The organism is Sphingobium sp. B12D2B (assembly GCF_025961775.1).
Lineage (GTDB): Bacteria > Pseudomonadota > Alphaproteobacteria > Sphingomonadales > Sphingomonadaceae > Sphingobium.
The window spans coordinates 424,690-445,957 of record NZ_JAOQOH010000001.1; the positions used below are offsets into that span (position 1 = coordinate 424,690).

Here is a 21,268-nt window from a genome sequence, read left to right on the forward strand (position 1 = left end):
TGCGCCGCGTCAATCATTGCCCGGCACAGGATCGGCATCCATCTTCTTCTTCGCCTTGCCGGGGATCTTCACCTCCAGCAGCCGGCCGATCAGCGATCCGCCGCTCTTGCCTTTGGCGCCCGTCTCGGCGAGGTCTGCCGAGTTCAGTCGGTTGCTCAGATCGAGCAAGGCCTGGCCCAGCTTGCTGGAGCGGCCGCTTTCCGCTGCCGTCTTGCCCAGCTTGGCCGCCTGGGCGGTGACCTTGGCGTCATAGGGCAGCACCACGTCGATGGCCCGCTCGATGCTCTGCTCGAAGTCCTTGCGGGTGATCTCCGCCACGCCGACCTGCACCTTGTTGGCGGCTACGATCACCTGCGATTGCGGGGCGTTCGTCTTGAGCCAGGAGAGGATGCGGATGGTGTCGCGGGCCGCCGCGAGCGTGAAGTCGGTGATCAGCACGATGGCGCTGGATTCGTGGATCAAATGCGGGTGCTGGACCAACATGCCACGCGGCATATCCACGAACGTCCATTCGAAAGCAGACCGCAGCTCTTCCTCCAGCTGGAAGTAAGCCGATCCGTCCGTCAGCAATGGCTGGCTGATCGGCGCTTCGGCCGAGAGCACGGCCAGCGTTTCGCTGGCGCGGACCATGGCGCGCTCGATGAAGAGCCCGTCGATGCGGCTGGGATTTTCCACCGCATCAGTGAGGCCGCGCCCCGGTTCGAGATCGAGCGCGAGGGCGCCGGTGCCGAAATGCACGTCGAGATCGAGCAGGGCAGTCGAGCGCTTGCCCCGCGCGCTGGTGAGATAAGCGAGTGACGTGGCGACAGTGGAGGCGCCGACGCCCCCGCGCGCGCCAACGACAGAGACCATCATGTGCGCCCGCTCACTCGCCACCTCGGCCTTGGGCGTCAGGAAGACCGCCTGAGCGCCGGTGAGAATGTCGCGCATGGTGTCGACGGCGAGCGGTTTGAGCAGATAATCCTGCAGCCCGCTGGCGACGAGATCGCGGTACAGGCGCACGTCGTTCACCTGCCCCGAGGCAATCACCACCGTGCCCGGCTCGCACACCTCCGCCAGACTGTTGATGTCGGTGAGCGGGTCAGCCGATTCGGAGAGGTCGACGAAGAGAATGTTGGGGCTTGCAGACATCGAGAGCGACTGCACGGCATTGCGCAGCCCGCCCTTGTAGAGCTTTTCGGTGGGCCAACCCATCTCCTGCACCGCCGTCCGCAGTACCTCAAGGCTATGATCGTCGCAGACATAGGCGTGAAACGCATCGCGGCCATGCGGTCCGCCGGCTTTCCAGGGTGCGTTCATCTCACTTGCCTCCCACCGACATGCCCTGCAGGCCGCCGGCGCCCGTCGGGGCCGTCTCCTGATAGGTCTTGATGGCTTTGCTGTTCACGACGTTGGTGACGTCCAGACCGCCCTCGCGTCCTTCGACCAGGTCGCGTGGATCGGCGACCATGGCTGCGAGGTTGGTGGCCATGGCACAACCATAATTGTCGCTCAGGCCGCCACTCAAATTGGCTTCCGCCTTGTCCCGCCATGTCGGACAGCCCGGCACGCTGGCGACCGAGCGGCTGACCACGACGCGCAGGCCGCCGATGGGCGGTGCGCCTGCCGTCAGTGGCGCCTCGCCATCCACGAGCAGGCCGTAGCGCCCCACGACCTGCGTCACGCCATCGCGCAGCGCCAGAGAACCGCTGGTATCGCCGGCGAGCGTCACATGGTCGCCATAGCCAAGGCCGAGGGCGTTGAACCAGACGGTCAACCGGCGCTCGTCCATGCGGCTGAGCGTGCCTGCGCCGTCCGGGCTCAGGTCGAAGACGAAATCGGTGCGCTCGACGACCGGCTGATGCACTGGCTCGACCCCGCGATTGACCTCGCGGGAGCGGGCATTGGCGGACTGACCGATGAGGGCCAGTGCCATCAGGGTTGTGGTGCCGGCTGTGCGGAAGAAGCTTGTCTTGGTCATCTCTCGTCCTTCCACCTCAGAAGCTGAAGCCGGGTGCGGCATTGCCCGAGCGCGCGGCGACGCTGCCCTGCTCGACCGTCTTGGGAGGCAGGGGTTGCGGCGTGGGCCGGGCATCGCCGGATCTACCGTCGTGGATCTGACCACCCAGAATGCGTTGCGCGTCATCGGCACTGCGATAACCGTCAGTCGGCAGCGCGATCTGGCGCGCGTCGACCGGGCGCACGAGATAGGGCGTGACGATGATCACCAGCTCGGTTTCCTGGCGCCGATAGCTCTGCGACTTGAACAGATTGCCAAGAATGGGGATGTCGCCCAGGAACGGCGTCTTCTCGATCGTGTTGCCGCTCGCCGTGGAGAGCAGGCCGCCGATCATGAAGCTCTGGCCCGAGCCCAGTTCCACGGTCGTCTCCGCGCGGCGGGTCTGGATGCCGGGAATGTCGAACCCACTCACGCGCACCGCCGAGCTGCTGTCGAGCTGCGAGACCTCGGGCCGCACGCGCATCGAGATGCGGCCATTGGCAAGCACCGTGGGAGTGAATGCCAGACTGACGCCATATTGCTTATATTCGACGCTGACCTGCTGCTGGGTCGCGATGGGGATCGGCACCTCGCCACCCGCGAGAAAACTCGCCGTTTCGCCGGAGAGGGCCGTCAGGTTCGGATTGGCCAGCGTGACCGCCAGGCCCTGATTCTCTGCGAGATCAAGCGTGCTGAGCACGTTGAGGCCGAGCAGATTGCCCGCGAAGGCCATGGACGTGCCATTCTCGATGACGTTGAACTGGCCCGTCGCCAGCGAGCCGGGGTTGCCCCGGCCAATGCCGAACTGGAAGCCGCCCGTCGTATCCTGCGTAAGGATGTTAAAGCCGAGCGATTTCGTGAAGTTCTTGTTCACTTCCGCAATGCGGACCTGCAGGTTGACCTGCAGCGGCGTCGCGGTGCGCAGTCGGCTGACGACGTTGGTGTCGGCGCCCGAGAAGGCCTGGACGAGCCGCTGGACCTCCGCTGCGTCTTCCGGCGCTGCGACGGTGCCGGTGAGCAGCACCATGCCGTTCATGGTGTTCACCTGCACGTCCGATTCGGGCATGGCGAGGCGGAGCATCTGGTCGATGCTGGTGATGTTGTTCCCCACCCGCACGGCATTGGCGTAGAGCATCTTGCCGTCGCGCGCGGTGATGAACACGTTGGTTTCGCCCGATGCCTTTGCGATCAGATAGACCTGCCGCTGCGAGCGGACATGCACATCGACCACATTGGGGTTGGCGATCACCACGTCGGTGAGATTGGCCGGCAGGTTGATCACCCGGCTTTCGCCAACGGCCAGCAGCAGCGTGCCGTCGGTCTTGGGCGCCATGGTCGCCTGGGCATGAAGGGCGGGCGCCACGGTAGCGCTGACGGTCAGGGCGAGCGCGGTGGCAAGAACGCCGGTCGCGGTGCGCGCCATACGGAGCCTAGACGGGCTGCTCATCTCACTTGCTCCCCAGCTCGACATTGGTGACCGCCGTCCCCCGCGCCACGCGCACCATCGGACCATTGCCGGACGGCGCGCCCGAGGGATCGATGGGCTTGGCGGGAACCGTGCTGCGCTGATAGCGCGAGACGTCGGCACCGGTGGAATAGGTGGAGCGGCCATCGACCGGCCGCGCGGCGGTGATCAGCGTGTTGCCGCCATTCTCGGCATCCACCGCATCGATGTCGCCGGAGGCCAGCGCGGCTTCCAGCTCCTGCGTGTTGTCCGCCAGCGAGCGCAGCGCCAGCGACAGGGCACCGACAGTCTGGGCGACGCTGATCTTTTCGGCCATGCGCGGCGTGACTTCCATGGTCACGTTGGAGAATGTCCGCACCACCGGATTGCCCGATTCGTCGAGGGCGTTGGTGCGTTGATCGGTCGCCAGCACGCGCAGGTTACGCAGGATGGTCTCGGAGACCTTGAGGGGCGGGCCGTCGCCGCCGCCAGGCACGCTCTGCGTGAGAACCAGATCGACGCGATCACCGGGGAAAACAAAACCGGCAACGCTGCTCTGCACCGAGACGGGCACCGTCACGGCGCGCATGCCGGGGCTGAGGGCTGCGGCGAGAAAGCCGCGATCGCCCGGCTTGATCAGCGATCCCTGCGTGACCGGCTGCCCAGCAGCAATGGCGGTGCGCACGACCGCGCCCACCATCTGGGCCTCGTCGGCTTTCCCCTGAATATAATAGGCGTCCTCGACCAGTTCCTTCGGCCAGGGCTGGAAGCGATAGGCATCCGGCCCGACGATCGTCCCGACAGGCAGCGGCTTGGTCGCCACCAGCACATGCGGCATCTGCGCGGTATCGGGCATGGCCGATGCCGTTGCCTGTGGCGATCCCCCGCCGCTGGTGAACATGGACCGGGCGAGAAACGCCGCCGCCACCGCTATGATCAACGCGCCAGCAAGCAGCGCGATCTTCTTCGGTTCCATTTCGAAACTCGCCTCCAGTCGGCGGAGCCACCCCCGGCCCCAATCCGCGTGATCATTAAGTCAAATGGTTAAGATAGCGTTCGCCGAGAACCCAAAGGCCCGCGAGCGCAATGGCGACGCCGTAGGGGATCTCCGGCTGGCCGATTCGGCGCGTCGTCCGGTGGTGGACGACGGTCACGATAGTGACGAGGCCGCCGATCAGCGCCATGACGATGATGAGGGTCGACATTGCCGCCAGCGGAAGCCACAAGGCCAGCGCGCCAAGCATCTTGACGTCGCCCCCGCCCATCATGCCGAGCGCGAACAAGCCCGTGAACAGCAGGAAAACTGCGGCGGCCAGGCCGATTTGCAGCAGAACGTCAGGATAGAAGGACAGGCCATTGGCCCACCACCAGCAGGGCGCGAGTAGCGCGATGGCCAGATTGAGGCGGTTGGATATGATTCGGCTGCGCAGGTCCGTCGTCGCTCCCCATATGAGGAGCAAAGCCAGCATGGCGCTGAGCGCTGTCGATATCCAGACACCCGACATGATGGGGCACGACTAGAGTGTACGCCTTACCAAAGCGTAACCACTATCTGGGGCGTATTCCCTGGCTTTGCCGGCCTGCCCCCGCTTCGGAGCGGCGCCGATGACCTCGGTCGATATCCTTATCGTCGGCGGCGGGATCGCCGGGTTCAGTCTGGCCGCAGGCATTGCCGGCAGCGCTCGGGTCATGCTCATCGAGCAGGAAGATCAGCCCGGCTATCACGCGTCCGGGCGGTCGGTGGCGTTCTGGGAAGAGACCTATGGTGGTCCCGGCGTACAGCCGTTGACCAGTGCGAGCGGGCCGATGCTGGCGCGGCCGGAACCGTCATTTTCCGAGCATGGCTTTCTCTCGCCGCGCGGCGCCATCCACCTTGGCCGCCATGATCAGCAGGGGCTTGCCGACCGCTTGATCGCCGATTTCGCGAGCAGCGATGTCCAGTTCACGCGACTCGGGCGTGAGGCGGTTGCCGAGGCCGTGCCGGGCATCCGTGACGAATGGACGATCGGTGTCGCGGCCCCCTCCTGTGCGGACATCGATACCGGCGGGCTTCTCGCTGCCTATCGGCGGGCCGCACGACGCGGCGGCGTGGAAGAGCGGCTGACGAATCGGCTGCTTTCAGCGCGCCGCGAGGGCGCTGGCTGGGCTGTGGAGACCAGCGACGGGCCGCTGTCGTGCGGCATCATCGTCGATGCAGCCGGCGCCTGGGCCGATGATGTCGCCCGGCGTTGCGGCGTCGTGCCGCTGGGCATCACGCCCCTGCGCCGGACGGTCGTGCAACTGCGCTGCCCAACGGCGCCCGCGCATGTCCCGCTGGTCATCGCGCTCGATGGAAGCTTCTACTTCAAGTCGGAAGGGCAGGGGCGCTTGTGGGTGACCCCGCATGACGAAACGCCGGACGATGCACGCGACGTGGTGCCGGAAGAGCTGGATGTCGCGCGCGCGGTCGATCGGTTCATGCAGGTCACCGACTGGCCGGTCGCGGCCGTGGAGCATAAATGGGCAGGACTCCGTAGCTTCGCGCCCGACCGGCTGCCGGTCTATGGCTATGATGCGGCTGTGCCCGGCTTTTTCTGGTTCGCGGGACAGGGCGGTTTCGGCATGCAAACGGCGCCGGCCGCAGCACAGATCGGCGCGGCCACGTTGCTCGACGAGGCGCTGCCGACGGCGGTCCGGCACATCGATGCATCCATCTACGCGCCGGATCGGTTCGGGTCGTCCCGCTGAAGCCGGACCTTATTGGCTCGGCTTCAGCCTGGCGGCTTATTTGAGGGTCTGAAGATAGGCGATGACGTCGGCGCGCTTGGCATCGTCGGCAATGCCCGCGAACGCCATCTTCGTGCCCGGCATCGCCTTCATCGGCGAGCGCAGATAGGTGTTCAGCGCAGATGCCGACCAGGTAATGCCGCTGCCCTTGACGGCCGGCGAGTAATTGAACCCGGCGAGCGTGCCGGCCTTGCGGCCGACCACGCCGTGGAGCGACGGGCCAAGACCATTTTTGTCAGGCTCGACAGAGTGGCACACGCGGCATTGTGCGAACAGCTTGGCACCATTGGCGGCATCGCCCTCCGGCGCGGCAGCCGGAGCACTGGCGGGTGCCGAGGTTGCGACCTTCGCGGGGGCCGGTGCGGCCGCTGCGGTTTCCTTGGGTGCTGCGGTTTCGGCGGCAGGCTTTGTCGCTGCAGCCTCTGTCGCCCCGGCAGCCGGCGCGGGTGTCGCCGCCGCCTGATTGCTGGCTTCATTTGTGACAGGCACCACCGCCGCGTTCACGGCGTTTTCCTGCACATTGTCAGGTTCGGAAACATTGTTCTGGACCGGTTCGGCACTGCCGCCACAGGCCGAAAGCACGGCAAGGCAAGGCAGGATCAGGGCAGCGTGAGCGCGAGTCGACAGCGCGCGAAGGGTGGACATTGCAGCAACTCCCAACAATCTTTTCTGTCGTCCTCTCCAACCCTCACGGGCTTGTGCCCAAGCATCTGGCGTGGCGGACGGGCAGCGTCAACACTCAATTGTGCATTGCGATACGCCGGCCGGCTGGGCGGCAATCCGGCCGGGCTTCAGCTCTCGGGTTGACAGGGGGCAAATGATCGGGCCTTTGGAACGACTTGCAATCAGGCGCGCCGGCCACGTGGGGGTTACTATTGGCTGAGAATTCTGAGGAACCGGCAGCCATCGTCCTGCCGACGATCACCGGTGGGAGCCGGCTGGATCGCGAATATGGGTTCACCTATCGCATGATCCTCGTCGCGCGCCGTTATCGCGCGATGCTGGACGAGCGCTTGCGTCCGCTGGGCTATGGCTCGGCCCGCATGGAAGCGCTCTCGACGATCGCCCGGTCGCCGGAACCGAGCGCGCAGATTGCCATCGCCAAGCGGATCGGCATCGAAGGGCCGACCCTCACACGGATGCTCGATACGCTGGAAGCCGATGGTCTGGTGGTGCGGTTGCAGGACCCCAGCGACCGGCGCACCAAGCTGATCCAACTCACGCCGGCCGGGCAGGAGGCGCTGGATGAAATCATGGCTGTTGCCCACGCTTTCCGTGCGTCCGTGCTGGAAGGGCTGAGCGACAAGGAGATCGATCAGGTCAATGTCGTCACCGACAAGCTCATGAGATTGCTGTACGAATCTCCAATGGGCTGATTGCCCGTCGGGTCCGTTGCATCAGGCGCTGGACTTGGCATGCCGCGCTAGATAGTTGCATTGCGAACGATCTAGGGAGAGCGATCCGCATGGCAACGGGCACGAACGAGCAGGCAGCGCACGGCGCGCCGCGCATTGTGCATCTCGACAAGATAACGATGGGCGGGTTCGAGATTCCCCGGCCCGATATCGCGCATGAGTGGATCGAGCATGATTTCACCGAGCCGCAGGATGTGGCGGCTCGCCTCGCCGGCGCGCAGGTGGCGATCATCAACAAGGTGCGGCTGGACGCCGCCATGCTTGCCGCGCTGCCGGACCTCAAGCTCATTGCCGTGACGGCGACCGGGACGGACGTGGTCGACAGCGTCGCGGCCAAGGCCCGGGGCATCGAAGTGCGCAATGTGGTGGGTTACGCCGGCACATCCGTCGCCGAGCATGTGATGATGCTGATTCTCGCGCTCGCTCGCGGGCTGGTGCCGTTCCGCAATTCGGTTGTCGATGGCCAATGGGAGAATGGCCAGGCCTTTTGCGTCTTCGCTGCACCCGTGCGGGATCTTGCCGGGCAGCGGCTCGGCCTGTTCGGCAGCGGCGCGATTGCGCAGGCCGTCGCCAGCCGCGCGCAGGCGATGGGCATGGATGTTGTGTTCGCCGGGCGCCAGGGGCAGCCGGCCGGTGAGGGGCGGCTGGCCTTCGAGGAGGTGCTGGCGACCAGCGACATCATCAGCCTGCATTGCCCGCTGACGGACGACACGCGGCACATGCTCAACGCGCAGACGCTGGCCGGCATGAAGGCCGGTGCCGTCATCATCAACACCGCGCGCGGCGCCCTGATCGATCTCGATGCGCTGGAGGACGCGCTGGCGTCAGGCCATATCGGCGGCGCCGGAATCGATGTGGCGCCGGTCGAGCCGCCACCACCGGGCAGCCCCATTCTGCGCCTTGCTCAACGCGACAATGTGATCGTCACGCCGCACTCGGCATGGCTGAGCGCACAGGCGGTGACGGAAGTGGCGCGGCGCACCGGCGAGAATGTCGCAACCTTCCTGGCGGCCCGCTAAATGGCGATGAACCGGCGCGCTTTGCTGGAGGAGGCTTTTGCCGTCGCTGTGGCGGCGTGCAAGCGGGCCGAGACGATCATTGCGGCCCTGCCGCCCCGGCCCAAAGGGCGCGTGCTCGTCATCGCCGCAGGCAAGGGCGCCGTGCCGATGGCGCAGGCGGTGGAGCAGCGCTGGCCGGATGCCACCGGCCTCGCCGTGACCCGCACCGGCTACGGCGGCCCGCTCACCCGCATTGAACTGGTTGAAGCCAGCCATCCCGTGCCGGATGCGGCAGGTCTTGCGGCGGCGGAGCGCTGTCTCGCCCTGGCTGAAAGCGCGGGGGAAGGCGATCTGCTGCTGGTGCTCCTTTCGGGCGGGGCCTCGGCCCTGCTCGCAGCGCCATCGCCGCCGCTCGATCTCGCGGCCAAGCAGGCGGTGACCCGCGCGCTGGTGCGCTCCGGCGCGTCGATCGGCGAGATCAACATGGTGCGGCGCCACCTGTCGCGTATCAAGGGCGGGCGTCTCGCGGCGGCTGCCTGGCCGGCGCAGGTCGTGACCCTTGCCGTCTCGGATGTGGTCGGCGATGTGCCGCAGGACATCGGCTCCGGCCCGACCGTGGGCGATGAAAGCACGGTGGCACAGGCGCAGGCCGTGCTGGCGCGCTATGGCATTGCCGATCCGGGCGGCTGGAGCGAATCGATCAAGCCGGATGATCCCCGCCTGGCGGAGAGCCGGTTTGAGGTGGTCGTCCGCCCCGATGACGCGCTGGATGCCGCCGCCGCATTTTTGCAGGCGCAGGGTTATGAACCGGTCATTCTCGATCGGGAGGCCCATGGCGATGCGCGCGAGGTCGCGCGCCGTCATGCCCAGGCCGCGATCCTGACGCATAATCGTGCCCAACGCTGCGCGCTGCTCTCGGGCGGCGAACTGACGGTGACGGTCACCGGCCATGGGGTCGGTGGCCCGAATCAGGAATATGCGCTGGAGCTGGCCGGGCAGATCGCCGACCATCCCGGCGTGGCCGCGCTGGCTGCCGATACGGACGGGGTGGATGGCAACCGGGATGTCGCGGGCGCCTATGTCGATGGGGAGACCGGCTTTGCCCTGGACGAGGCCGGCATCGATGTTGAGGCGGTGCAGGCCGCCAACGATGCCGGGGGCGCGCTGGGTCAGGTGGGCGCGCTGTTCACGCCCGGACCGACGCTCACCAACGTCAACGATTTGCGGATCATCCTGGTCGATCCTTGACGGCTCGGCATCGCAAGCATTGAATTTGCAAATCATTTGAATCGGAATTAATAGAAGCTGCACAAACGTGTGAGACGGGAGAGGTGCTATGGACGTCAGGAGGCTGCATCCGATTTTTGGCGCCGAATTGTCCGGCCCCGACCTGTCGCAAGTCCCCGATCAGCCGCTGATCGATCTCGTCGAACGCCTGATGGACGAGCATGTCGTGCTGTGCATCCGCGGCCAGGGGCATATCACGGATGAGGAGCATCTGCGCTTCGCCCGTGCCTTCGGGCCGCTCGAACTGCCCGGCGTCTATCGGCCGGATGAGCCGCGCCGGATGGCCTATGGCCTCTACGATGCCTCCAATCTCGACGTGAACGGCGAGATTGTGGTCCGCGAATCGCTGCGGGCCAAGTTCGCCAAGGGCAATGAGATTTTCCACGCAGACAGCAGCTTCAACGACATGCCGAGCAAATGGTCGATGCTGCGCGGTGTGATTGTCCCGCCGGAGCGCGGCGACACCCAGTTCGTGGATCTGCGCCATGTCTATGATGAACTTCCGCAGGCGATGAAGGATCGTATCGAGACTCTTGTTGCCGAGCACAGCTTTGCGGCCAGCCGCATCAAGGGCGGCGCCAGCCCCGAGGAAGCGGCCCGTATCCGCGAGATCATGCCGGGCGCGATGCAGCCTATGGTGCGAATCAGTCCCTCGGGTCGCAAGAGCCTGTTCGTGGGCAGCCATGCGTTCCGCGTCGAGGGGCTGAGCGATGCCGAGGGCACGGCCCTGATCGACGAATTGATCGCCTTCGCCAGTCAGGAGAAGTTTATCTACGCGCACAAATGGCGCCAGGGCGACCTGCTGATCTGGGACAATCGCTATGCGCTGCACCGCGGGACTGCGTTCGATTATGTGCGCTACAAGCGGGATTTGCGCCGCGCCAACGTCAATGAATATGGCGAGGAGCGCAGCGCGATCACCGCGCCGTTACGCGCCATTTCCAGTTGAGCGGCGCCAGCCGGGTTGAACCGAAGGGCAAAGGCGACGGAAATGCTTGCATTGCTCCATGAAAAGCTGCAAGATAGTTAGGTAGCTAATTACATTGCTGAGGACCGAAGGCTGACGGCACAAAGCCGTCCTCGTTTCATTCGGTCTTCAGGCGAGAGGAGCAGGCCCATGGATTATCCGCTGATCAGTTGTGACGATCACCTCGATCTCAATCAACTTCCCACCGATCTCTGGACGAGCCGGCTGCCCGACCATCTGAAGGATCGCGGCCCCAAGGTCGAGATGGTCGATGGCCGCGCCACCTGGATGAGCGACGGTAAAAGCCTGGGCGGCTGGTCGGGTGCGCCGAGCACGATGACCGGCCCCAAGCCGATCTTCACCGCCCTGGATCGCGGTGGCATTGTCGATCAGACCGAGCGTCGCCCTGCGGTCGCCGAACTGCGACTGGCCGACATGGATCGGGATGGCGTGTATGCGCATGTCATCTTCGGCCCGGTCACCTCGCTCGATTTCGACGATAAGGAACTGCGCGACGCCTGCTACGGCGCCTATAATGAATGGCTCAAGGAGTTCTGCTCCGCCGCTCCCGACCGGCTGATCGGCGTGCCGATGCTGCCGCCCGAGCCGGAGGCGGCCGTCGCGATGCTGCAGAAGATCGTCGATCTGGGCGGCTTCAAGCAGGCCAATCTGCAGATCGCCATGGCCCAGCCGCGCCTTGAGGACGAGCGCTGGGAGCCGCTGTGGACCATGCTGGAGGAGAATAATATCATTCTCTCCTTCCACGTGACCGTGTTCCCGAGCGTCAGCCGCGCGTTCGACAAGTATAAGGGCAGCCCCGGCGCCACCTTCCTGCACGTGAAGATGTTCATCGAGCAGTTCATGGATCCGTTCGTGGACCTGTTTGCCTGGGGCATTCTCGAGCGTCACCCCGGCCTCAAGATCGTCATTGCAGAGAGCGGCATTGGCTGGCTGCCCTGGGTGATCGAGGAACTGGATTATCGCCACTGGCGCCTGTGGGAAGCCGAAGAATTCTGGAACGCGCGCGGCGGCATTCCGCACAAGATGAAGCCGTCCGAGCTGTTCAAGCGGCAGGTCTACGGCACGTTCCAGCAGAGCCCGACGGCAATCGCGCTGCACAAGTTCTACGGTGAGGACAAGCTGCTGTGGGCGACGGACTATCCGCACCCGGACAGCATCTGGCCGAACAGCCGCAAGGTGCTGGCGGAGTTCACCGAGGGCGCCGATCCGGCGCTGGTGCGCAAGATTGCCTATGAGAATGCCGCCAAGCTCTATGGGCTGGACATTCCGGCCCGCGTCGACGCGATTGCCGCTGAGTAAGCGCGCAATTCGCTGTGAGATAGGAAAAGGGAGGGCGCGCGCTCTCCCTTTTTTTATGGCCAGCCTGAGGCAGCGTTAGGTAGGCTGCGGCACTACGCGCGCGATGAACCGCTCAACCTCGCGCTCGATTTCCCTGTTCTCCGGCACCTCGCCCCAACCGAACCCGGCGTGCGGCATTGCTTCCCACACCTGTAATTCGGCATCGACGCCCGCTTCTCGCAACTTGCGGTGGAAGAGCACGGAATTGGAGAGGAAGAGGTCGCGCGTTCCGGTCTGCACCAGTGTCGGCGGAAAGCCGCTGGTGAAGTCGGCGAAGAGCGGGGAAAGATAGGCCTGCGTGAGGTCATGGCCGTTGGCGTAGAGCGCGTTGCACTCCGGCAGCCCGCGCTTGAGCACCACATCCAGCCCTTCATTGGTGAGGAAGCTGTCACCCGACTCGGTCAGATCGACTTCGGGCGTCAGCAGCACGAGACCGGCGGGGAGCGGCAGGCCCTGATCGCGAATCATCAGCGTCACAGCCGCGGCGAGATTGCCGCCGGCGGAACTGCCGCCAATCACGATGCGGCGCGGATCGGTCCCGGCCAGCAACGCCCGATATACCGCAAGGCAATCCTCCGGCGCAGCCGGGTAAGGGTGGTCGGGCGGCATACGATAATCCACCGAGACGACCCGGCAGCCCAGCGCCGCTGCCTGCCGGGCGCCGGTCGCCTCTGCAAACGCGCCACCGCCGAAGACAAAGGCGCCGCCATGAATGAAGAGATAGACCGGACCATCATCAGCTGTTCCGGCGTGCGGCACACAATCATGGCAGGTCACGCCAGCGATCTGCACGGTGTCGATGGTCACCGGTAGCGCGGCGAGCATGGCCTGCGCCATCGGCTCCCACATGGCGTTGCTGGCCGCCAGCCGTTCCCGCCAGCCTGCCAGATCGGTTGCGCTCGGCCAGTCCGTCGCCGGCGTGGCGGCGCCATCGATCAGCGCTTGCCGGGCTTGCGGGCTGATCGTCCGGGGTGGCGGGATGTCCCGCGCCGGGAGTTTCACGCTGGTCTGGCCGTGCTCTTCATCCGCCATATTTCTCTCCCGCAGCGACGCCGCCATCCGGTTCAGACAGTGACGACGATCTTCCCGATTTGCTGGTTCGATTCCAGATAGCGATTGGCTTCCACGATCTCGCTGAACGGGAAGGTGCGCGCGATCACCGGTTTGAGCTTGCCCAGCTTCAATCCCAGCAGGATGTGCTCCTGCGCGCGCTTGTACCGCTCGGGGTGGTTCCAGATCTCCGAGGCGACCCAGCCGCGCATTGACAGGCCTTTGAAGGCCATGTTCCAGTGCGGATAGGGGGTCGGCTGTTCGGACAGGCTGCCATAGATGAACAGGATGCCGCGCTCGGCCATCGCGCTGGTGAGCGTCTGCACATACGGCCCCTGCACCGGGTCGAACACAAGCCGCGCACCCTTGCCGTCGGTAATCTGCATCACGGCCTCAACCAGATCCGTCTCCCCGGTCGCGATGACATGGGCGGCCCCGTGCGCCTTGAGCGCCTCGGCCTTGTCGCTGGTGCGCGTGGCCGCAATCGAGACGGCGCCGGCCCAGTTGGCGAGCTGAATCGCAGCGAGACCGACACTGCTGGAGGCTGCGGGGATGATCACATAATCCCCGATGCCGGCCTTGCCGACCTCGATGACCGCATAGGCTGTCATATACTGCATCCACACTGCTGCAGCCTGCGCGGCGCTGAGCCCGGGTGGTGCGTGCAGCAAGCAGCGGGCCGGCACGATTGCCTGCTCGGCCCAGACGCCATATTGGCCGAGCGGATACATGGGCAGGGCACAGACCCGATCACCGACGGCGAAGCCGGACACTCCATCGCCCAGATCTTCTATGACGCCGCAGGCCTCATAGCCGATCAGCGTCGGCAATGTCGGCTTGGTGGGATAGCGCCCTGCCCGAAACATCGCTTCGGAGCGATTGAGGCCAATGGCTTCGACCCTGATCCGCACTTCATCAGGGCCGGGCGCGCCGACCGCGATCTCGTCAAAACGGAGCACGTCAGGAGGCCCCAGTTCATGTACGCGGACGACCTTTGCCATCTGTTCTCTCCTGTTGCGGTCAGCTCCGCCGTCTCAAAGCGGTTCGTCGAGCGGCTGCTGCTCGTCGTAGATTGGGTTGTACATGAGCGTTCCGAACTGGGCGACGAGGTTGGCCCGGGCCTCGTTCGGCGCTTCAACCGGAATGGCACGGACCAGCGCCTTGCTGCGCGCTTCGATCCCGTGCTGGAACTCCGGGTGGGTCATGATGAACAGGTCGCGGCGGCGGATACCGCGCAGCACGCGCTCGCCTACTTCCTCGCTGGACATGAAGAGGCTTGGGTCGAAGCCGGGTGCCGGCCGCGCATCCTTCTTCGCGCCGACGGCCTCGGGGGCCGGGGGCGGCGCATCGTTGCGCAGATGCTCGGGGCGGGTGGCGTTGGTCGTGCTGCCGAGCTGGGTCTGCACCGGGCCGGGGAAGAAGACCGAGGCGCCAAGCGCGGTGCCGCGCAGATCGGTGGCGAGGCTTTCGAACATGCCGGCCACGCAGAACTTGGCGGCGCAATAGAGCCCGGCATTGCCGACCGCAGAAAAGCCGCCGGTCGAGGATGTGACGACGATCTGCCCTTCCTCGCCATGCTTGAGCATCCGCGGCAGCATGGTGACGAGCCCGTTAACGACGCCGCCGACATTGACGGACATGTTGAAGTCCCAGTCCTTGTAGGTCGCCGTCAGCATCGAGCCGGTGACGCCCACGCCGGCGTTGAGCGCCAGCACATGGATGTTGCCGAACTGCGCCTCGGCTTCATCGGCGGCGCGGGCCCAGCCATCGCGGTCTGCGACATCCAGCTTGATGGCGTGAACGGCCAGATTGGTCTTGGCAAAGCCTTCCATCGCCTGGTCGAGCGCGTCCTGGCGGATATCGGCGATGATGACCCGCATCCCCGCTTCACCGAAGGCCTTTGCCATGCCCCAGCCCATGCCGCTTGCGCCGCCGGTGATGAAGGCCGTCTTGCCACTCACGTTCAACATCAGATCACCTCTCCTCAATCCGCCTGCTCATGCGGGATGGCACGGCCCTATCGAGATCAGGATGACTAAGTCCACAAAAAAGCGGCGGCGCGTGCGTGGCGTGACTGCGGTGCGCGACAGTCGATTAGGCGATAAGTCAGAGCAGAGGCGGGTCCGACCCTGCTTGCAGCAAGCCAGCGGTTTGTTGATTAGGTCTTTCCGCCGGATGCCGCGCGCGATCAGCGCACGCGGTTCACGCGCACAGCCGCCTGCCGCCCGACCTGCATCAGATAGCTGCCGAGCGCGCCCTTGCGGATGGTGACCGAGTCCTGGGGGGCGGGCGGCTGGAAGGCGGTCATCCGCTCGGTCATCCGCCAGACCGCGCCATCCCCGAGCGTGACCTGCCAGAGCCCCGGGCCGATCTCGCGCACGCTTGCCACGGTGGCGCTTGTTTCCTTGTCCTCCTGCGATGCGCGGGGCTGGCGCGTGGCGCGCTCCACCTGCTCGGCGCCAAAGCCGCTCGTCGCGGCCGGAGCGGGCGGGGCAGCCGGTGCGGGCGTAGGTGTGCGGCTCGCACTGCCGGAGCCGGCCGCGCCCGGCACAGGCGCGGGCGCAGAGGTGCCGCCTTGCGGCTGATTATACTGCGCCACCGAATCGTAGCAGGCGAGGCGGGCTTCCGTGGACCCAATTCTCGCGCAGGTCGCCAACTGGTCGTTCAGGCTGCCCTGCGCTTGGGCCACGCCGCTCAGTCCGGCTGCGACGATGATGAAGGCGCTGACTGCCGCCACGGATTTGCTGATCACCGGTCCTCTCGCTCCCACATATCTTGTCTTCTCGTGACGCGGTCGTCCGCGTGGCGAAAATCTTACTACGCCATCTATTGCGGGTCTAACGATTTTACGGATCGCTCGGGGATGACGATCATGTCTGATTATTTTGCATAAACATTGACCGCTGCTCGAAAATGCGATGAATCTGGCCGAATCACGCGAAAGGTGGGTCTTTGGGGATCGGTCATCATGAATAAGGGGCGCGCGGCGCTCGGTTCGGTCCGGGCGCGCATCAGCAGGGCTTCGATTATCAGCGCCGGTCTGGCCCTGTTGGGCCGGGCGGGACTGGAGGGATGCACTCTGCAGGCCGTCGCTGCCGACCTTGAAGCCGATCCGGCCGAGATCGAAGAGCATTTCGCGAGCGACGATCAACTTCTGACGGCGTTGGCGCAGGATATGGTGCGTGCTGCCGAGGGCGCCGCCGCAGGCCCGGGCTGGCGCGGTCGCCTTGCCTTGCGCGCGCAGACCAGCCGGGTCGCTATGCTCTCCAGTCGCGATGGCGCCAGGCTGTTCGCGCACGTCGCCTCGCGCTTTCCTCTCGCGGTGGGGACGCCGGACGCCGTCGCACCCTTGTGCGAAGTCGGCCTCGCGCTCGATGAAGCCCGCGTGATCGCGCAGGCGCTCGAGCATTTCGTGATCGGGTGGACGCTGGTCGAGCAGGCCCGCGTAGAGCCTTCCGGGACTGACAGTTCCTTCGATCGCCAGCTGGATGTCCTGCTCGACGGCATCGCCGTCGATGCGCCGTCGCCGGCGCCCGGGCCGCGGGATGAGCGTCAGGCCCGGTTCCAGTCCAAGCTCTGGGTCTTTCTGCGCAATGCCCGCGAGAGCGCGAATATCTCCTTCGCCCGCACCGCGCATATCAACGAGCTGGACCGCCGGATCCTGCTGCTCCTTCATGTCCAGGGCGGCATGACCCTCGCGCAGATTTCCCTGGCCTGCGGTGTCGACAAGGCGCAGATCAGCCGTGCGATCAAGCGCATGGGCGAGGTCGCCCTGCTGCTGCGCAGCGGCATCCGCAGCCCCATCCGGCTTAGCCCGAGCGGCAAGCAGCTGGCGGATCGACTGCAGCGCCATGCCGAGCTGCGCAATCGGGAGCTGACCTTCGGCATCAGCGACGAGGAGCTTCAGACGCTCTCCGGCGTGCTGGACCTGCTGCTGACCCGCGCGATCGCCCTGTTCGAGCAGGAGCGCAAGCAGGCGGCGAGCAACCAGCGGCTCGAAACCGTGGCATTTCAGGATCTCGTCGATGAGGGCCTGCCGGACGAAAACGGTGTGGCGGCGGACCGCTCACGCGTGTTGCCGCCCTTCGTCACTCTGTGCTCCTACATGCTGCGCGGCGGTGCCCTAGCCCATAAGCGCCAGACGAGCCTTTCGAATTTCGAGACCTGGGTCATGGCGGAAATCTGCCGCAATCCCCCGATCAGCTGGCCTCAGCTGGTGTTGGCATTGGCGCGCGACCAGAGCCAGGCGGGCCGCACGGTCAATCATCTCATCGAGATCGGCCTGATCGAGCGCACCGGGCGACCAGGGCGCCGCCACGGCTTCTTCGGTCCGACCGAGAAGGGACGCGCGGTGAGCCAGATCATCGAGGAGACAGCGGTTCGGCGCAGCGAGTTCCTGTTTCAGGGCATCCCTGCCGACCAGCTCGACAGCTTCATGACGACATTCGATGCGCTGACGCACAATGCCGAAGTCCAGCTCGATCGGGAGCGGGCGATCCAGGAAATGGATCGGGATTGAAGGCCTCCGCCCGGCCTGAGATTGCGAGAGCCTAGTCGGGCAGCGGAATGAACTCGCGCTCGCCGGGCACGGTGTCGAACCGGCCCTGCCGCCAGTCGTCCTTGGCCTGCTCGATGCGATCGCGGGAGCTGGAAACGAAGTTCCAGTAAATGTGCCGTGGCCCATCCAATGGCTCGCCGCCGACCAGCATGATGCGGGTCGGGCCATTGGCGCGCAGGACGATCTCGCTATCCGGCTTGAAGATCACCAGTTCGCCGGCGTTGAAACCGCCGCTCTGGCCTTCCACCGCCAGTCCGCCCGAGATGACATAGACCGCGCGTTCGATATGGTCGGTGCCCAGCCGGTAGCGCGCGCCGTCCTGGAGCGTGACGTCGGCGTAGAGCATGTCCGAGAAGGCCTGCACCGGCGAGGTCAGCCCGTCGCTGCTCCCAGCGACGACGCGGATGCGCACGCCCTCTGCCTCCGTTTCGGGAATCGTGTCGGCGGGGTGATGGAAGAAAGCCGGATCGACCTCTTCCTTCGCTTGCGGCAGCGCGACCCAGGTCTGAAGGCCGAACAACGGCCCGCCTGCGGCGCGGGTATCATCGGCGCTGCGCTCGGAATGGACGATGCCGCGCCCTGCCGTCATCCAGTTGACGGCGCCGGGGCGCACCGGCTGGACCTTGCCCAGCGAATCGCGGTGGAGGATTTCGCCCTCCAGCACATAGGTCACCGTGGCGAGGCCGATGTGCGGATGGGGGCGGACGTCCAGGCCCTCGCCGGCCGAGAAGGTCGTCGGGCCGAACTGATCGAAGAACACGAAGGGGCCGACCATCCGGCGATGGGCCGATGGCAGCGCGCGCCGGACCTGAAAGCCGTCGCCCAAATCGCGCACGGGCGGCAGGATGATCATGTCGACACTGTCGATGCCGGTCTGGCGCAAGGTCATCGGGTCTGCTCCTTCAGATAGACTTGTTCATATCCTTATGCAGAATGACCCGCTCCGTTCCCGGCCGTCTGCCGGCCCGTTCAGGCCAACCCGCTTAGGCCAGGCGGGTCATCCAGCCATGCTGGTCCAGCTTCTGGCCGAGCTGCACGCCGACCAGCGCCTCGCGCAGCGCGCGGGCCACCTCGCCGCCATCGCCATTGCCAATGATGAAATCGCCCTGGGTCGAGCGCACCTCGCCGATGGGCGTGATGACGGCAGCGGTTCCGCAGGCGAACGCTTCCTTCAGCCTGCCGCTCTTGGCATCGGCCATCCACTGCTCGAAGCTGTAGGGTTCCTCCTTCACCGTGTAGCCGGCGTCCTCGGCGACGAGCCGCAACGAATCGCGGGTGACGCCGGGCAGGATCGAGCCGTTGAGCGGCGGGGTGATGATCGTGCCGTCATTGAACACGAACATGATGTTCATGCCGCCCAGTTCCTCGATCCATTTGCGCTCGACCGCGTCGAGGAACAGCACCTGGTCGCAGCCATGCTCGATGCCGACGGATTGTGGCTGCAGGCTCGCGGCATAATTGCCGCCGCACTTGGCAGCACCGGTGCCCCCGGGGACCGCGCGGACATAATCATGGCTGACCCACAGCGTCACGGCCGACTTGCCGCTCTTGAAATATCCGCCGACCGGGGACGCGATCACGCAATAGACATATTCGCGCGCCGGGCGGACGCCGAGGAAGGCCTCGCTGGCGAACATGAAGGGGCGCAGGTACAGGCTGCCCTTGTCCGCATCCGGCACCCAGTCGATGTCCGCCGCGACCAGCTTGCGGATGCTCTCGACGAAAAGCTCCTCGGGCAGATGCGGCATGGCAAGACGCGTGGCGCTCTGGTTGAAGCGGGCGGCGTTGGCCTCTGGGCGGAAGCTGGCGACGGAGCCGTCGGGCAGGCGATAGGCCTTGAGCCCCTCGAAAATCTCCTGCGCATAATGGAGCACCGCCGCTGCCGGATCGAGCGGGATCGGCTGGCGCGGACCCAGTACGGCATCATGCCAACCCTGCCCCTCGGTATAGCGGATCGTCACCATATGATCGGTGAAGAGCGTGCCGAAACCGAGCGTGGCCATGGCGGCAACACGGTCCTCGGGCGAGGTGGGGGTGGCGAGCGGCTGGGTCGTGAAGTCCAACATGCGAAATCTGTCCATTGAGGCTGGATGGGTTCAGGTGGCGGAGGCGGTATCAGGATAAACGCAGGCTGTCATGCCCCCGCGCGTCCGCTGGTGGCATCGGTTGCCGCGCCGTTGCAGGTGCGCCGCGCTCAGCTCAGCCAGAACAGAGCAGCGCCCGCCAGCGAGGCGAGCAGGGACGCAAAGAGCGGAGCGGATGCGACGATGCCATTGCGTCCCCCGGCCAGCACGAGCGCCATCACGCCTTTGACGGCGGTATTGGCGAAGACCGGCGCGGCGAGGATGAAGCCCGCCGTGGCATTGTCGAGCGTTTGTGCGGGCAGGCCGGCAAGGGTGAGCACCGCCGCGTCCACATCCATGAAGCCGGTGAGGCCGATGACAACCGCGATGCCTTCGTCGCCCCAGACATCCAGCGCCCAGCGCGCCACCAGCGAGAAGACCGCGACGAAGCCGGCGAGCATCAGTGCCGGGCCAAAATCGAAAGGATTGCCGAGCTTGACCGGTGGCCCATCCGGCGAATCGTCACGGCGCCAGGCGAGCAGGGCCATGATCGCCGAGACGACCAGCGCCGGCGCCAGCACCAGCGCGAGCGTGGGCAGGGCGCGGGGCACGAGGATGGCAGTCAGCACTTGCACGCGCACGAACATGACGATGGTGGCTATGGCGATGCCGGCGGTCAGCACGCCGCGTAATTCCGGCTCGGTGCGCAGGCGGCGGGCGTACCAGGCCGTCACGGCAGTGGACGAGACGATGGCGCCGGTCAGCGCCATCATCAATACGCCCCGGCTGCTGCCGAACCGACGGGCGACGACATAGCCAGCAAAGGAGAGCCCGGCGACCAGCACCACCACCATCCAGATCTGGCGGGGGTTCCAGGCATGGTAGGGGCCATAAGTGGCATCGGGCAGCAGTGGGAGGACGACGAGGGCGACCAGCGCAAAGCGGGCGACGCCCTCGATCTCGCCTTCCGTCAGCCCGCGCAGCAGGGCGTGCATCGAATGGCGGGCGCTCAGCAGCACGAAGGCCGCGCCCGCCGCCGCCAGAGCGATGGCTGGCGAGAGCGCCAGCGCGGCATAGCCAATGGCAAAGGTCAGGAGCGCCGCGACAATCGTGGTGGCGGAAAGCTGGTCGTCGCGAATCGCCTGACCGAAACCAATGAGCAGCGCGCCGACCACGCCCAGCGCCATGATCGCGGCGATCATCTCCGGCAGGAGCGCTGACAGGCCCCCGGCAAAGCCGATCAGGCCGAAGGTCCGAAACCCCGCAACCCGTTGCCCGGCCTGCTTGTCGCGCTGAGTCCAGCCTCGTTCGAGGCCGATCAGAAGGCCGGCGGCGAGAGCGGCGAGAAGCCCGATCAGCGATGGAGACAGAGCCAGGCTCATG

20 protein-coding genes are annotated in these 21,268 nt (G+C 65.8%); 7 read left to right on the forward strand and 13 right to left on the reverse strand.

Annotation, left to right across the window (positions count from 1 at the left end):
* Window positions 1-9: 9 nt before the first annotated feature.
* The 5 genes from M2335_RS02095 to M2335_RS02115 are packed head-to-tail and all read right to left on the reverse strand — an operon-like array spanning window position 10 to window position 4,927.
* Window positions 10-1,299 carry an AAA family ATPase gene (locus M2335_RS02095; protein ID WP_264588054.1) on the reverse strand — a complete coding sequence of 430 codons (1,290 nt, stop codon included), beginning with the start codon at window positions 1,297-1,299 and terminating at the stop codon, window positions 10-12.
* 1 nt (window position 1,300) lies between these two features.
* Window positions 1,301-1,960: a CpaD family pilus assembly protein gene (locus M2335_RS02100; protein WP_264571764.1), complete on the reverse strand. Its 660-nt coding sequence runs from the start codon at window positions 1,958-1,960 to the stop codon at window positions 1,301-1,303.
* Window positions 1,961-1,976: 16 nt separating this feature from the next.
* Window positions 1,977-3,425 carry a type II and III secretion system protein family protein gene (locus M2335_RS02105; protein ID WP_264573872.1) on the reverse strand — a complete coding sequence of 483 codons (1,449 nt, stop codon included), beginning with the start codon at window positions 3,423-3,425 and terminating at the stop codon, window positions 1,977-1,979.
* A 1-nt stretch (window position 3,426) separates the two neighbouring features.
* Window positions 3,427-4,398: a Flp pilus assembly protein CpaB gene (cpaB, locus tag M2335_RS02110; RefSeq protein WP_181561222.1), complete on the reverse strand. Its 972-nt coding sequence runs from the start codon at window positions 4,396-4,398 to the stop codon at window positions 3,427-3,429.
* Window positions 4,399-4,453: 55 nt separating this feature from the next.
* On the reverse strand, window positions 4,454-4,927 hold the full coding sequence (locus M2335_RS02115) for a prepilin peptidase (RefSeq protein ID WP_181561223.1): 474 nt from the start codon (window positions 4,925-4,927) through the stop codon (window positions 4,454-4,456).
* A gap of 100 nt (window positions 4,928-5,027) precedes the next feature.
* Here M2335_RS02115 and M2335_RS02120 point away from each other — a divergent pair, with 100 nt between their 5' ends.
* Window positions 5,028-6,149: an NAD(P)/FAD-dependent oxidoreductase gene (locus tag M2335_RS02120; protein WP_264593627.1), complete on the forward strand. Its 1,122-nt coding sequence runs from the start codon at window positions 5,028-5,030 to the stop codon at window positions 6,147-6,149.
* Window positions 6,150-6,185: 36 nt separating this feature from the next.
* Here the strand turns inward: M2335_RS02120 and M2335_RS02125 are convergent, their stop codons facing one another.
* Entirely contained in the window at window positions 6,186-6,833 is a 648-nt protein-coding gene (locus M2335_RS02125) for a c-type cytochrome (RefSeq protein ID WP_264588050.1), read from the reverse strand.
* 230 nt (window positions 6,834-7,063) lie between these two features.
* Between M2335_RS02125 and M2335_RS02130 the strand changes: the two genes are divergently transcribed.
* The 5 genes from M2335_RS02130 to M2335_RS02150 all read left to right on the forward strand — a co-directional run bounded on the left by M2335_RS02130 (window position 7,064) and on the right by M2335_RS02150 (window position 12,175).
* Entirely contained in the window at window positions 7,064-7,564 is a 501-nt protein-coding gene (locus M2335_RS02130) for a MarR family winged helix-turn-helix transcriptional regulator (RefSeq protein WP_181561226.1), read from the forward strand.
* A gap of 89 nt (window positions 7,565-7,653) precedes the next feature.
* Window positions 7,654-8,622: an NAD(P)-dependent oxidoreductase gene (locus tag M2335_RS02135; RefSeq protein ID WP_264571769.1), complete on the forward strand. Its 969-nt coding sequence runs from the start codon at window positions 7,654-7,656 to the stop codon at window positions 8,620-8,622.
* Window positions 8,623-9,849, forward strand: a complete 1,227-nt coding sequence (locus M2335_RS02140; RefSeq protein WP_264593628.1) for a glycerate kinase — start codon at window positions 8,623-8,625, stop codon at window positions 9,847-9,849.
* 88 nt (window positions 9,850-9,937) lie between these two features.
* Entirely contained in the window at window positions 9,938-10,837 is a 900-nt protein-coding gene (locus M2335_RS02145; RefSeq protein ID WP_264593629.1) for a TauD/TfdA dioxygenase family protein, read from the forward strand.
* Window positions 10,838-11,005: 168 nt separating this feature from the next.
* Window positions 11,006-12,175 (forward strand): amidohydrolase family protein, encoded by a 1,170-nt coding sequence (locus M2335_RS02150; RefSeq protein ID WP_264571772.1) that lies wholly within the window; start codon window positions 11,006-11,008, stop codon window positions 12,173-12,175.
* A 75-nt stretch (window positions 12,176-12,250) separates the two neighbouring features.
* On the opposite strand, the gene M2335_RS02155 is transcribed toward M2335_RS02150, so the two are convergent.
* From M2335_RS02155 to M2335_RS02170, 4 genes are all read right to left on the reverse strand, one after another.
* Window positions 12,251-13,246 carry an alpha/beta hydrolase gene (locus M2335_RS02155; protein WP_264593630.1) on the reverse strand — a complete coding sequence of 332 codons (996 nt, stop codon included), beginning with the start codon at window positions 13,244-13,246 and terminating at the stop codon, window positions 12,251-12,253.
* A gap of 32 nt (window positions 13,247-13,278) precedes the next feature.
* Window positions 13,279-14,265, reverse strand: coding sequence for a zinc-dependent alcohol dehydrogenase family protein (locus M2335_RS02160; RefSeq protein WP_264593631.1), 987 nt, complete (start codon window positions 14,263-14,265; stop codon window positions 13,279-13,281).
* Window positions 14,266-14,298: 33 nt separating this feature from the next.
* Window positions 14,299-15,234 (reverse strand): SDR family NAD(P)-dependent oxidoreductase, encoded by a 936-nt coding sequence (locus M2335_RS02165; protein WP_264577161.1) that lies wholly within the window; start codon window positions 15,232-15,234, stop codon window positions 14,299-14,301.
* Window positions 15,235-15,452: 218 nt separating this feature from the next.
* Window positions 15,453-16,016, reverse strand: a complete 564-nt coding sequence (locus tag M2335_RS02170; RefSeq protein WP_264593632.1) for a hypothetical protein — start codon at window positions 16,014-16,016, stop codon at window positions 15,453-15,455.
* A gap of 216 nt (window positions 16,017-16,232) precedes the next feature.
* Between M2335_RS02170 and M2335_RS02175 the strand changes: the two genes are divergently transcribed.
* Window positions 16,233-17,783, forward strand: a complete 1,551-nt coding sequence (locus M2335_RS02175; protein ID WP_264593633.1) for a winged helix-turn-helix transcriptional regulator — start codon at window positions 16,233-16,235, stop codon at window positions 17,781-17,783.
* Window positions 17,784-17,814: 31 nt separating this feature from the next.
* Here M2335_RS02175 and M2335_RS02180 read toward each other — a convergent pair whose 3' ends face one another.
* From M2335_RS02180 to M2335_RS02190, 3 genes are all read right to left on the reverse strand, one after another.
* The gene (locus M2335_RS02180; RefSeq protein WP_264593634.1) at window positions 17,815-18,711 is read right to left on the reverse strand and encodes a pirin family protein; all 897 of its coding nucleotides are present in this window, start codon (window positions 18,709-18,711) and stop codon (window positions 17,815-17,817) included.
* Window positions 18,712-18,805: 94 nt separating this feature from the next.
* Window positions 18,806-19,903 (reverse strand): branched-chain amino acid aminotransferase, encoded by a 1,098-nt coding sequence (locus M2335_RS02185; RefSeq protein ID WP_413716097.1) that lies wholly within the window; start codon window positions 19,901-19,903, stop codon window positions 18,806-18,808.
* Between the two features lie 113 nt (window positions 19,904-20,016).
* Window positions 20,017-21,267 (reverse strand): MgtC/SapB family protein, encoded by a 1,251-nt coding sequence (locus M2335_RS02190; RefSeq protein WP_264593636.1) that lies wholly within the window; start codon window positions 21,265-21,267, stop codon window positions 20,017-20,019.
* Window position 21,268 lies beyond the last annotated feature (1 nt).

What these genes read in the sequence shown, in the direction of transcription:
- M2335_RS02095 (WP_264588054.1), bottom strand. Translation starts at nt 1,299, where the DNA reads ATGAACGCACCCTGGAAAGCCGGCGGACCGCATGGCCGCGATGCGTTT.
- M2335_RS02100 (WP_264571764.1), bottom strand. Translation starts at nt 1,960, where the DNA reads ATGACCAAGACAAGCTTCTTCCGCACAGCCGGCACCACAACCCTGATG.
- M2335_RS02105 (WP_264573872.1), bottom strand. Translation starts at nt 3,425, where the DNA reads ATGAGCAGCCCGTCTAGGCTCCGTATGGCGCGCACCGCGACCGGCGTT.
- cpaB (WP_181561222.1), bottom strand. Translation starts at nt 4,398, where the DNA reads ATGGAACCGAAGAAGATCGCGCTGCTTGCTGGCGCGTTGATCATAGCG.
- M2335_RS02115 (WP_181561223.1), bottom strand. Translation starts at nt 4,927, where the DNA reads ATGTCGGGTGTCTGGATATCGACAGCGCTCAGCGCCATGCTGGCTTTG.
- M2335_RS02120 (WP_264593627.1), top strand. Translation starts at nt 5,028, where the DNA reads ATGACCTCGGTCGATATCCTTATCGTCGGCGGCGGGATCGCCGGGTTC.
- M2335_RS02125 (WP_264588050.1), bottom strand. Translation starts at nt 6,833, where the DNA reads ATGTCCACCCTTCGCGCGCTGTCGACTCGCGCTCACGCTGCCCTGATC.
- M2335_RS02135 (WP_264571769.1), top strand. Translation starts at nt 7,654, where the DNA reads ATGGCAACGGGCACGAACGAGCAGGCAGCGCACGGCGCGCCGCGCATT.
- M2335_RS02140 (WP_264593628.1), top strand. Translation starts at nt 8,623, where the DNA reads ATGGCGATGAACCGGCGCGCTTTGCTGGAGGAGGCTTTTGCCGTCGCT.
- M2335_RS02145 (WP_264593629.1), top strand. Translation starts at nt 9,938, where the DNA reads ATGGACGTCAGGAGGCTGCATCCGATTTTTGGCGCCGAATTGTCCGGC.
- M2335_RS02150 (WP_264571772.1), top strand. Translation starts at nt 11,006, where the DNA reads ATGGATTATCCGCTGATCAGTTGTGACGATCACCTCGATCTCAATCAA.
- M2335_RS02155 (WP_264593630.1), bottom strand. Translation starts at nt 13,246, where the DNA reads ATGGCGGATGAAGAGCACGGCCAGACCAGCGTGAAACTCCCGGCGCGG.
- M2335_RS02160 (WP_264593631.1), bottom strand. Translation starts at nt 14,265, where the DNA reads ATGGCAAAGGTCGTCCGCGTACATGAACTGGGGCCTCCTGACGTGCTC.
- M2335_RS02165 (WP_264577161.1), bottom strand. Translation starts at nt 15,234, where the DNA reads ATGTTGAACGTGAGTGGCAAGACGGCCTTCATCACCGGCGGCGCAAGC.
- M2335_RS02175 (WP_264593633.1), top strand. Translation starts at nt 16,233, where the DNA reads ATGAATAAGGGGCGCGCGGCGCTCGGTTCGGTCCGGGCGCGCATCAGC.
- M2335_RS02180 (WP_264593634.1), bottom strand. Translation starts at nt 18,711, where the DNA reads ATGACCTTGCGCCAGACCGGCATCGACAGTGTCGACATGATCATCCTG.
- M2335_RS02185 (WP_413716097.1), bottom strand. Translation starts at nt 19,903, where the DNA reads ATGGACAGATTTCGCATGTTGGACTTCACGACCCAGCCGCTCGCCACC.
- M2335_RS02190 (WP_264593636.1), bottom strand. Translation starts at nt 21,267, where the DNA reads ATGAGCCTGGCTCTGTCTCCATCGCTGATCGGGCTTCTCGCCGCTCTC.